At 60.6% G+C, this 729-nt stretch carries 1 protein-coding gene; it reads left to right on the plus strand.

All coding sequences use genetic code 11. The annotated features are described in order from the left end of the window. Positions 1-617 (plus strand): adenylate/guanylate cyclase domain-containing protein (locus NKI08_RS34570; protein ID WP_352775999.1); only part of this gene is annotated, 617 nt, incomplete at its 5' end. Positions 618-729: the final 112 nt, after the last annotated feature.

Below are 729 nucleotides of genomic sequence, written 5' to 3' on the forward strand. Positions count from 1 at the left end.
TGACGGAAATGTCGAAAATTGCTTCGGATCACGGCGCGACGATCGACAAATATGTCGGCGACGCGATCCTGATGTTTTTCGGCGATCCCGAGACTCGCGGCGTCAAGGAGGACGCGCTGGCTTGCGCGCAGATGGCACTTGCAATGCAAAAGCGGATTAGCGAGCTTGCCGAAGTCTGGCGGGACATGGGGATCGAAACACCGCTGCGCTGTCGCATCGGCATCCATACCGACTACTGCACCGTCGGTAACTTCGGCAGCGAGGACCGGATGGACTACACGATAATCGGCGGCGCCGTGAATCTCGCCTCGCGCCTGGAGCAGGAGGCGCCGCCGGGGACAATCCTCATTTCCTACGAGACGTTTGCGCAAGTGAAGGACGCAATCGACTGTGAAGAACTGGGGCAAGTCCAGGTCAAGGGGATCGCCTATCCCGTCGCCACCTACCGCGTCATCGATCTGAAGGCCAATTTGGCGGCCGCTCGTCGTGCTGTTCGGACCGAGCTGCCGCACTTCAGGTTGGAACTTGAACCGGAGCTGATGTCCCCTGACGAGCGTGGCGATGCCGCCAATGCACTTCGAGACGCGCTGGATCGGCTTCGTCACAAGCCTGGGTAGTAGGGCTTGGTCCACAACGACCCCTCCCAATGGACACAAGGAGTGGGATGTGGGACGCCGCTCATTGGCGCTGTCGATGCGAAGGCCGCAGAACGGTCGCGGTCAGTCTTCG

It is taken from the genome of Mesorhizobium sp. M0768 (assembly GCF_040320195.1).
GTDB lineage: Bacteria > Pseudomonadota > Alphaproteobacteria > Rhizobiales > Rhizobiaceae > Mesorhizobium.